The sequence below is a fragment of the Geminicoccus flavidas genome (assembly GCF_009806515.1).
GTDB classification, from domain to species: Bacteria; Pseudomonadota; Alphaproteobacteria; order Geminicoccales; family Geminicoccaceae; genus Geminicoccus; species Geminicoccus flavidus.
In genome coordinates this window covers 1-10,377 of the sequence record NZ_WUJP01000539.1, presented here as the reverse complement: position 1 = coordinate 10,377, position 10,377 = coordinate 1, and the positions used below count along the sequence as shown (strand labels likewise).

Sequence of the window (10,377 nt, the reverse complement as noted above, 5' to 3'; positions counted from 1 at the left end):
CGCTTCGCCGGGATTGAGGAGCGCGACGGCAAGGCGATGCACTTCGCTGGCTGGTCGCAGCCGCTGGAGACCTATGCCGCCGCCCTGGAGCGGGCCGGGCTGGCCATTACCAGCCTGCGCGAGCCGCTGCCCGACCTCGCGCTGGCACCGCGCCTCGTCCAGTCCGCCCGGGTGCCGATGTTCCTCTGGCTGAAGGCCAGACCGGTCTAGTCCGCCATCAGCCGGCGCATGATCGCAGCGGTCGCGGCGTCTGCAGGGAAGAACGTCTCCAGCGCCAGCTCGGCCAGGGTCACGTCCAGGGGCGTGCCGAACACGGTGGTGGTGCTGATGAAGGCGAGCGGGCCGTGGCTGGTCGCAAGGTGCAGCGCCACCGCGATGCCCGGCTCGTGCGCGGCAGTGGTTCCCCGTTGCGGCCCGACTCCCTGGTGAGGATAGGCGGCCAGTTCCTCGAACAGCCGGCCCAGTTCCGGATCGGCGGTGAGCTCCAGCTGGCGGTGCAGGCGCGACAACAGATGGGCGCGCCATTCCAGGAAGTTGCCGATCCGCGGGGCCAGTCCCTCCGGATGGAGGGCCAAGCGCAGGGCATTCACCGGCGGCTCCAGGAGGGCCGGGCTCACCCCCTCCAGGAGCGGCGGGATCGCCCGGTTGTGCGCCAGGATCCGCCAGTGCCGGTCCACGGTCAGGGCCGGATGGGGCTCGTGGCCCGCAAGAATGGTGGCAATCACGTCGCGCGCCGCGGCCAGCTCCGGATCATCGAGCTGCCGCTCCGGAAAAACCGGCGCGAAGCCGGCCGCCACCAGCAGAACATTGCGCTCGCGCAACGGCACCTCCAGCGTCTCGGCGAGCTGCAGGATCATCTCGCGGCTTGGCTGGGCGCGGCCGGTTTCCAGGAAGCTCAGGTGCCGGGCGGAAACCTCCGCCTCCAGCGCCAAGTCGAGCTGGCTGAGCCGGCGGCGCTGCCGCCAGGTCTTCAGGAGATCGCCGATGCTCTGGGTGTTCGTCATGGTCCCGTCCTAGCGCTGGCGGCGACGTGGCGCCATGACCTCCGAGGTAATCGACCGGGTGCAGGCAAACGTGCAGGTTCGGCTGGCCATCCAACGGAGTGCCGCCATGACCCGGATCGTGCCGTCCTGCTTCCTGCGCCGCGTCCTCGTGGCCGGTGCTGCCGGCAATCTGCTGGCCGGCAGCGTCGCGACCCTGCTGCCTGCCATGCTCGACGAGTGGCTGCGCCTTCCCGCCATGGTGATCACTGCCGCCGGCCTGTACCTGCTGGGCCAGGCGGCCCTCGGCCTGTGGCTGTCCGGCCGTGGCAGCCTCGCGGAAACCGCGGTCTGGCTGCTGATGGGCTGCAACGCCGCCTTCGCCTTCATGAGCATCCTGCCGCTGGCCCTGGCCCTGCTGACGCCCAACCTGTCCGGAGCCCTGGTGATCTGCGCGGAGGCCTGGATCGCGCTGGCCTTCGTCGAGCTGCAGCATCTGGGCGTCGCCCGCTCGGCACGGCTCGCCGAGCGGGAGGCCTATGGGGCGAGGCTCGGGCCTCAGTCGTAGAGATCGGCGATCTGCGCCTCGTACCGGGCGTAGATCAGCGAGCGGCGCAGCTTCAGGCTGGGCGTCATCAGGCCGTTCTCCGTGGTGAACGGCTCGTGCAGGAGCTGCCAGCGCCGGATCCGCTCGATGGGGGACAGGCCGGCATTGGCCTGCTTGATGGCTTCGGCCATCGCCTGACGGAATTCCTCGTCCCGCACCAGTGCTGCCGGCTCCAGCTTCCGGTCGCGTTCCTTGGCGAAGCGCTTCATGAACTCTGCGTCCGGCACGACCAGCGCCACCAGATAGGGCTTGCCGTCGCCATAGATCACAACCTGGCCGATCTCCGGGCTCAGGCCCAGAATGCCTTCCACCCGCTGCGGGCTGACATTGTCGCCGCCGGAGACGACGATGATGTCTTTTTTGCGGTCGGTAATCTTGAGGTAGCCGTCCGGCTCGAGCTGGCCGATGTCGCCGGTGTGCAGCCAGCCGTCGCGCAGCGCGTGCCGGGTCGCCTCCTCGTCCTTCCAGTAGCCCTTCATCACCATGTCGCCGCTGACCAGGATCTCGCCGTCCTCGGCGATCTTGACGTTCACTCCCTTCAGCGGCGGGCCGACGGTGTCCAGACGCACCGCGCCCGGCGGGTTCACCGAGATCACCGGCGAGGCCTCGGTCTGCCCGTAGCCCTGCAGGATCGGCAGGCCCAGTGCCTGGAAGAACAGGCCCACTTCCTGGTTCAGAGGTGCGCCGCCGCTCACCAGCGCCTTGAGCCGGCCGCCGAAGCGGGCGCGGATCTTGTCGCGCACCAGGCGGTCGAGAATCCGGTCCATGACCTGCTCGATCGGATTGAGCTGCCCATCCCGATAGCGCCTGCCGCCGAGCTCCAGGGTCTTGCGGAACAGCCAGGCCCTGAGCCCGCCCTGGCGCAGGACCTCCGAGCTGATCCGCTGGCGCAGGACCTCGTAGAGCCTAGGCACGCAGGTCATGATGGTCGGCCGCGCTTCCAGGAGATTGGTGCGGATCGTCTCCGTACCTTCGGCGTAGTAGATCTCGGCACCCAATGCGATCGGCAGGAATTGGCCCGCCGTGTGCTCGTAGCTGTGTGAGAGCGGCAGGAAGGACAGGAACACCTCGTCGCCCAGCCCGATGCGCACCAGGAGGTCGTGGGCACCGGCGACGTTCGCCATGATGTTGCGGTGGGTGAGCATGACGCCTTTGGGCCGCCCGCCGGTACCGCTCGTGTAGATCAGGCAGGCGACCTCGTCCGCGTCCAGGTCCGGCACGTCGGGTAGCGCGGGCGAGCGCTTACCCAGCGCCAGCGCGTCCTGCCAGGAGATCGCCGTGACCGGCAGCGCATCCACGCCGGCGAGCGGCTCCATGAACAGGACGGTGCTGGCCTGCCCCTCGGCCTGGGCAATCGCCGGGAGCAGCCGCTGCGCCAGGCTGCGGCCGGAGCAGATCACCAGTCTGGCTCCGCTATGCGCCAGCAGGTAGGCGTGATCGTCGATCGTGTTGGTGGTGTAGGCTGGCACGGTGATGCCGCCCGCGGTGATGATCGCCAGGTCCGCGATGCACCACTCGGGGCGGTTCTCCGACACGAGCAGCACCCGGTCGCCCCGCTCGAGGCCGAGCTGGACTAGGGCGCGGGCGAGATGCCGGACGTCGGCTGCGACCGCGGCATGGCTCTGTGGCCGATAGGCGCCGTCCCGCTTGGACCAGAGGAAGGGCTGGTCGCCCTTGCGCCGGACGGCCCTCTGGAACATCTCGACCAAGTTGCGGCCAAGCTCCGTCAAGCGCCTCCCCTTTCCCCGTTCACGTCCGACCCCGGCCGTGAATTGCGCCGGTCCGTCCCCATATCTCCTTCACGCGCGTAAGGGAGAACAGGTGTGCTGTCTATTCGGGTGGATCGGCTGGCGGATCGCGAGCAGGTGGCGGCGGGTGGTCTGCCCAAAGAGCAGCAGGGACCGGCCTGGGACCTGACCGACCTTTATGCCGATCGTGCCGACCCGCGGATCGCGGCCGACCTGGCAGCGGCCAAGGCGGAAGCCGAGCGGATCGCCGTGAACTGGCAGGGCAAGGTCGCGCACCTGAGCGGCGACGAGCTGGCGGACCTGCTGGAGGCGTACGAGGCGCTGGACGACCGACTGGGCCGACTGGCCTCGTTTGCGTCGCTCCTGTTCGCCGCGGACCGTGACGATGCCGAGATCGGCCGGTTCTATCAGGGCATCCAGGAGCAGATCACGGCGGTCTCGTCGACCACCCTGTTCGTGACCCTGGAGGTCAACAAGATCGAGGACGGCGACCTCCAGGCAAAGCTCGACGGCTCCTCTCGGCTGGCGCGCTTCAGGCCCTGGCTGCGCGATACCCGTGCCTGGCGCGAGCACCAGCTGGACGACGCGGTCGAGAAGGTTCTCCTGGAAAAGCATGTCACCGGCCGCTCGGCGTGGGTGCGCCTGTTCGACGAGACCCTGGCAGCATTGCGCTTTCCCTTCGACGGCCAGGACCTCACCAGCCAGGAGATCTTCGACAAGCTGTCCTCCAAGGACCGCGCGGTGCGGGAGAAGGCGGCGACCTCGATCGGCGAGGTGCTCGCGAAGAACCAGAAGCTGTTCGCCCGGATCACTAACACGCTGGCCAAGGACAAGCAGATCGAGGATGGCTGGCGAAAGTTTCCGCGCCCGATCAGCTCGCGCAACCTTGCCAACCATGTCGAGGACGAGGTGGTCGATGCGCTGATCGGCGCGGTGCGGGCGAGCTATCCCCGGCTGTCGCACCGTTACTACGCGCTGAAGGCGAAGTGGCTGGGCCTGGACTATCTGGAATACTGGGACCGCAACGCGCCCTTGCCAGAAGAATCCGACGCGCGGCTGCCCTGGACGCAGGCACAGGACCTGGTGACCGATGCCTATCGCCGCTTCTCGCCAAAGCTGGCTGGGATCGTGACCGACTTCTTCGAGAAGGGCTGGATCGACGCGCAACTCCGCCCGGGCAAGGACAGCGGCGCCTTCTGCCACCCGACCACGACCTCGGTGCATCCCTACGTCCTGATGAACTATCAGGGCCGGGCGCGGGACGTGATGACGCTGGCGCACGAGTTGGGGCACGGCGTCCACCAGGTGCTGGCGGCCAGGCACGGCCCGCTCATGGCGAGCACGCCCCTGACGCTCGCCGAGACGGCCTCGGTGTTCGGCGAGCAGCTCACCTTCCAGGCCCTGCTCGCCGGCACGACCGACCCGGCGGAGCGCCGCGTGCTGCTGGCTGGCAAGATCGAGGACATGATCAACACGGTCGTCCGGCAGATCGCCTTCGTCGAGTTCGAGCGCCGCGTGCATGATGCAAGGCGCGAGGCCGAGCTGACACCGGCAGAACTGTGCAAGATCTGGATGGAGGTGCAGGTCGAGAGCCTGGGCCCGGTCTTCCGCTTCCGCGAGGACTACCAGACCTTCTGGTCCTATATCCCGCACTTCATCCATGTGCCGTTCTATGTCTATGCCTATGCGTTCGGCGACTGCATGGTGAACTCGCTCTACGCGGTCTACCAGCAGAACCCCGAAGGTTTCGAGCCGAAATACCTGGAGCTGCTCTCGGCCGGCGGAACGCTGCGCCACAAGGAACTGCTGGCGCCCTTCGGTCTTGATGCCACGGACCCCGATTTCTGGAGCAAGGGCCTGAGCGTGCTGGAGAAGCTGATCGACCAGCTTGCCGTGGAACTGAAGGAGGCGGGTATCGCCGATGAGCCGACCGCTTAAGCCCGCCCCGCGTTCAGAGAACAGCCTGACCGGCAGGGTCGCCCGCTATGCCCAGGTGGGCGGCTCGGTGGCTGGCCAGGCCGCCCGGATCGCCAGCAACCGCTTCCTCAGCCGGCAGACCGACCGGGGCGCCCATGCCAACGACCTGCGCCAAGCACTGGGCGGGCTGAAGGGCCCGCTCATGAAGGTCGCCCAGATGCTGGCGACCATCCCGGATGCCCTGCCCCCGGAATATGCCGAGGAGCTGGCCAAGCTGCAGGCTTCCGCCCCACCAATGGGCAAGCCGTTCGTGCGCCGACGGATGGCCAGCGAGCTTGGGCCGGACTGGCGCAGCCACTTCGCCGAGTTCGACCTGGAAGCGGCTGCGGCCGCCTCCCTGGGCCAGGTGCATCGCGCCACCCTGCCTGATGGCAAGGTAGTCGCCTGCAAGCTGCAATATCCGAACATCGAATCCGCCGTGGATGCCGACCTCGCCCAGCTCAAGATCCTGTTCGCGGTCTACCGGCGCTGGGACAAGGCCATCGACACGAGCCGGATCTACGAGGAGATCGCCGAGCGGCTGCGCGAGGAGGTCGATTATGAGCGAGAAGCGCGCCACATCGCGCTCTACGACCATATCCTGACCGGCGAGCCGCAGGTCTCGGTGCCCGAGGTGGTGCCGGAGCTCTCGACTCGCCGGCTGCTGACCATGGGCTGGCTGACCGGCCGACCCCTGATGGAGTTCCGCTCGGCTGACCAGGAGACGCGCAACCAGATCGCGATCGCGATGTTCCGCGCCTGGTACATCCCGTTCTACCGGATGGGCGTGATCCATGGCGACCCCCATCCGGGCAACTACACGGTGCGAAGCGACCTGGGCGTCAACCTGCTCGACTTCGGCTGCGTCCGGGTGTTCCCGCCCTCCTTCGTCAAGGGTGTCACCGACCTCTACTGGGCGCTGGCCAGGGGCGATCGCGACCTCGCCGTCTCCGCCTACGAGCGCTGGGGCTTCCGTGGCCTGTCGAACGAGATGATCGACGTGCTCAACGAGTGGGCCGGCTTCCTGTATGGCCCGCTGATGAAGGACGAGCCGCGCCTGATCCAGCAGACCAATAGCGGCCAGTATGGCCGCGAGGTGGCGCAGAAGGTCCACCAAAGGCTGCGCGAGCTGGGCGGGGTCACGCCGCCGCGCGAGTTCGTGTTCATGGACCGCGCCGCGGTGGGCCTGGGCTCGGTGTTCATGCACCTCAAGGCCAACATCAACTGGTACCGGCTGTTCGTCGACCTGATCGACGACTTCGACGAGGCCGCGCTGGCAGGGCGTCAGGACACGGCGATGCGGGCGGCGGGGCTTACGGGGCTGACCGCCGATCCGGTCTGAGGATCGGCAGGCGACGGCCAGCCACGTCGGCTGCCGCGAGCGGCGGCGACAGGAGGTGGCCCTGGACCTGGTCGCAGCCGATCTCGGCCAGCCGGGCCAGCTGCTCCTCGGTCTCCACCCGCTCCGCGGTAACGCTCCGGCCGAGCTCGTGGGTCATGCCCACGATGGCCCGCGCGATCGCCAGCGCGCGCGCATCCTGGGCGATCCGGCCGACCAGGGAGCCGTCCAGCTTGATCGTGTCGAACGGGAAGCCGGCCAGGCGGGCGAGCGGTGCGCGGCCCGCCCCGAACCCGTTGATGGCGATGCCCAGGCCCGCGGCCGAGAGGTCATGCAGGTTGCCGATGAAGGCTTCCCGGCCGGGGTCGCCCACCGCCGCCTCGCTGATCTCGATCTGCAGGAGGTAGGGCGGCAGCCGGCTCTCGTGCAGCGCTGCCTCGATCATGGGAACCAGCTCCGGCTGCAGTAGCTCCGGGATGCTGAGATTGACCGCGACCCGCAGATGCAGTCCCTGCTCCGCCCAGCCGGCGGCCTGTTGGCAGGCACTGCGCAGCACCCAGCGGCCGAGCGGCCGGATCAGGCCGCAGCTTTCGGCAAGCGGCACGAAGGTCGAGGGCGGGATGGCCTGGCCGCGGTCATGCCACCGGCACAAGGCCTCCGCCGCGACCGGGGCCAGATCGGGCAGCGCCAGGATCGGCTGGTAGACGAGCTGGAGCCGCTCCTGATCGAGTGCCTGCTGCAGCCTCGCCTGCATGCTGCGCCGGCGGCTGAGCTCCTCGTCCATCTCCCGCCGGTAGCGCATCTGTCGGTTCCGGCCGGCAGCCTTGCCCTGGTAGAGCGCCACGTCAGCCGCCCGCAGCAGCTCCTCGTCGCTCGTGCCGTCATCCGGGAAGACCGCCACGCCGATGCTGCACGAGGTCTCGATGCGCCGGTCCTCCCACTGGAACGGCCGGGCGAGGCTGTCGGTGAGCCGGGCGGCCAGGGCCTCGACCGCCTGCAGGTCCGTCACCCCGACCTGCACCAGCACGAACTCGTCGCCGCCGAGCCTCGCCGGGGAATCCGTCTCGCGCACCATGCCGGACAGGGTCCTGGCCACGTTCTGGAGCAGGGCGTCGCCGCAGGCATGGCCATGGCTGTCATTGACCCGCTTGAAGTCGTCCAGGTCGATCAGCATGAGGGCCACCTTGTCGCCATCCCTGCGCGCCCGGCTCAAGGCTTGGCGCAGCCGGTCGCCGAAGAGGGCCCGGTTGGGCAGGCCGGTAAGTGCGTCGTGATGGGCAAGCCGAGTGATCTCCGCCTGGGTGGCGATCTGGCTGCTGATATCGTCCACCATGATCAGGATCGAATCGAGCGATCCGTCATGATGGCGCGCGACGGAGACATGCGCGGCGCAGTGGAGGATCCGGCGCTCCCTGGTGCGGGCCCTGAGCGTGAGCTGGGCCGAGCTCACCGCCTGGTCGCGGATCGCATCATACATGGCCAGGCGCCGGCTCTGGTCCGCCTCGTGGATCAGCTCGAGCTCGTCCAGGGTCCGCCCGTTCGCCTCGTCGGCCCGCCAGCCGAAGATCTGTTCGGCCTGCCGGTTCCAGCCCGCGATCCGGCCCGGATGGCCATGGCGATAGTCGAGCTGGATCACCGCGAGCGGCAGGGTCGCGACATGGTTGTCCCATGCAGTGCCGACCGTGACCGGCCGCTGCTGCATGGGCGGGGCAGGCGGGGCCGTGGTGCTGCTGCGGTGGAGCATGAGCAGCGCGCTGATCAGCCCGACCGCCCCCAGGGCCAGGTAGAAGAACAGGTATGGCGGAGGTGCGCCGTCCAGGTCGGCCGGCTCCCCGGTCGGTTCCATGCCGGGCAGCAGGAGGGCAGCGGCCAGGAAAGAGAGGCCAGCCAGTGGGAAGATCAGGTTGACGAGGCGGCCGCGCAGCATGCTGTCGGTTTCCCGGGTCCAGGCGTCTGGGTCACGGAACGCGCCCGGCCGGGGCCGCAAACGGCTTGGCTGACGCCTTGGGCTGGGTGAACAGCCCTGATCCGAAACTACCGGGACGATAGTTGACCACCCGGAAGGCTTCAATCAGGCGAAATCACCGCACCCCTTCAAGAACAGCCGCCTGTGTCGCGAAGGATGCTGCCGATCATATTCCGGAAGGGTCGGTGTTGATGGCGATGTTCTTGAGTTCGCTGTATATATCCAGTGCCTCGGTCCCGGGTTCTCTCGTGCCGTTTCCGGATAAGCCACGACCACCGAACGGCATGTGTGCCTCGCTACCATGGGTGCCGGCATTGATCACTGCCACCCCTGCGCGCACCCGCTCACAGAACAGAAAGGCCCGGTCGAAGGAGCGGGTATGGATGCAGGCCGTCAGGCCGTAGGCGGTCCCGTTGGCCAGTTCCAGCGCATGCTCGAAACTGTCGGCCCGGTACAGGCAGGTGATCGGCCCGAACAGCTCCGAATGGGTGATCTCGTCTTCGGCGGCCACCCCCTCCAGGATGGTGGGCATCATGAAGAAGCCCGCCGCAAGTTCCGGCGCATCGGCACGGACACCGCCAACCAGCACCCGGCCTCCCCGCGCCCTGGCCCGGTCCACCGCCGCCTGCATGTTGGCGAGCTGCCGTGCGTTGATGACCGGGCCCAGATCGTCGCCATCGCCATTGCCGAGCCTGAGCGCCCGGGTTGCCGCCACGAATTTCTTGGCAAACACGTCGTAGATCGGCGCGTGCAAGATGATCCGGCTGCCGGCAGCACAGCGCTGGCCGGCATTGCTGAAGGCCGAGAGCACCGCCCAGCGCACCGCCTTGTCGAGATCCGCGTCGTCCATCACAACGAACGGGTTCTTGCCGCCGAGCTCCAGGCTGATCTTCTTCAGCCGGGCGCCCGCCAGCTCCGCCAGCCGCCGGCCGACCCGGGTCGAGCCGGTGAAGCTCACCACGTCCACCGCGTCGTGCAGCACCAGCGGCTCGCCGGCCTCGGCACCCAGGCCGTGGACGACGTTGAGCACACCCGCCGGTAGGCCGGCTTCCGCGGCGGCCCGGGCGATCCAGCCCGCCGTGAACGGCGTGTCCTCTGCCGCCTTGAGCACCACGCCGTTGCCGCAGATCAGCGCCGGGAAGACCTTCCAGGCGACGTTGGCTGCGGGCGTGTTGGCCGCGATGATCAGCCCGGCGACGCCAGCCGGCGTGCGCACCGTCAGGTTGAGCTTGCCGGTCGTGCCCGAGGGGATGGTCCGCCCGAACAGGCGCTGCCCTTCGCCTGCGAAGAACCGCGCGCATTGCACGGCCGCACCGACCTCGCCCTTGCCCTCCTTCAGCGACTTGCCGGTCTCGGCCGCCACCACCGCGCCGAGCTCGTCGGCCTTCGCCTCCATGATGTTGGCGGTCCGGTGCAGGATCTGCCCGCGTTGCACCGCCGGCACGGCCGCCCAGCCCGGCTGCGCCGCCTTCGCCGCCTGGACCGCATCGTCGACATCGGCGGCCGCTGATCGCGCGATCCGAGACTGCAGCTGTCCCGTGCACGGGTCGAACTTCTCGATCCGCTCGCCGCTGCGCGCCGCGACCTCTAGGCCGCCAATGTGATTGTCCAGGGTGCCGGGGATGATCATGCTACTGCCTTCGGATCGAACGGGTCGACGAAAGGAACGCCGAACACGGCGAAATTGCGGGTATCACGGGTGGCGACGGTCATGGAACGGAGAGATGCTATGGCGGCAATCTCGGCATCCGCCAGACTGGCCGGCCGGCCCAGCTGGTCAG

7 protein-coding genes and 1 pseudogene are annotated in these 10,377 nt (G+C 68.5%); 4 read left to right on the top strand and 4 right to left on the bottom strand.

The genetic code is table 11. From position 1 onward, the window contains the following. Positions 1-210: pseudogene (locus EQG76_RS15200) on the top strand (class I SAM-dependent methyltransferase); the annotation flags it as partial. Here the strand turns inward: EQG76_RS15200 and EQG76_RS15195 are convergent. Further along, the gene (locus EQG76_RS15195) at positions 207-1,004 is read right to left on the bottom strand and encodes a helix-turn-helix domain-containing protein (protein ID WP_159714923.1); all 798 of its coding nucleotides are present in this window, start codon (positions 1,002-1,004) and stop codon (positions 207-209) included. The pseudogene EQG76_RS15200 and the gene EQG76_RS15195 overlap by 4 nt on opposite strands. 34 nt (positions 1,005-1,038) lie before the next feature. Between EQG76_RS15195 and EQG76_RS15190 the strand changes: the two genes are divergently transcribed. Beyond that, complete coding sequence (locus tag EQG76_RS15190) at positions 1,039-1,548, top strand: hypothetical protein (protein WP_159714921.1); 510 nt, start codon at positions 1,039-1,041, stop codon at positions 1,546-1,548. On the opposite strand, the gene EQG76_RS15185 is transcribed toward EQG76_RS15190, so the two are convergent. Further along, positions 1,539-3,317 carry an AMP-dependent synthetase/ligase gene (locus EQG76_RS15185; RefSeq protein WP_235031380.1) on the bottom strand — a complete coding sequence of 593 codons (1,779 nt, stop codon included), beginning with the start codon at positions 3,315-3,317 and terminating at the stop codon, positions 1,539-1,541. The genes EQG76_RS15190 and EQG76_RS15185 overlap by 10 nt on opposite strands. Before the next feature lie 135 nt (positions 3,318-3,452). Here EQG76_RS15185 and EQG76_RS15180 point away from each other — a divergent pair, with 135 nt between their 5' ends. Together EQG76_RS15180 and EQG76_RS15175 are read left to right on the top strand one after the other, a co-directional pair. After that, positions 3,453-5,273, top strand: coding sequence for a M3 family oligoendopeptidase (locus EQG76_RS15180; RefSeq protein ID WP_235031381.1), 1,821 nt, complete (start codon positions 3,453-3,455; stop codon positions 5,271-5,273). After that, entirely contained in the window at positions 5,257-6,633 is a 1,377-nt protein-coding gene (locus tag EQG76_RS15175) for an ABC1 kinase family protein (protein WP_159714917.1), read from the top strand. Before EQG76_RS15180 ends, EQG76_RS15175 begins: the two co-directional genes overlap by 17 nt. Here EQG76_RS15175 and EQG76_RS15170 read toward each other — a convergent pair. Beyond that, complete coding sequence (locus tag EQG76_RS15170) at positions 6,605-8,557, bottom strand: putative bifunctional diguanylate cyclase/phosphodiesterase (RefSeq protein WP_159714915.1); 1,953 nt, start codon at positions 8,555-8,557, stop codon at positions 6,605-6,607. The genes EQG76_RS15175 and EQG76_RS15170 overlap by 29 nt on opposite strands. Before the next feature lie 205 nt (positions 8,558-8,762). Then, positions 8,763-10,226: an aldehyde dehydrogenase family protein gene (locus tag EQG76_RS15165; RefSeq protein ID WP_159714913.1), complete on the bottom strand. Its 1,464-nt coding sequence runs from the start codon at positions 10,224-10,226 to the stop codon at positions 8,763-8,765. Between the last annotated feature and the right edge of the window lie 151 nt (positions 10,227-10,377).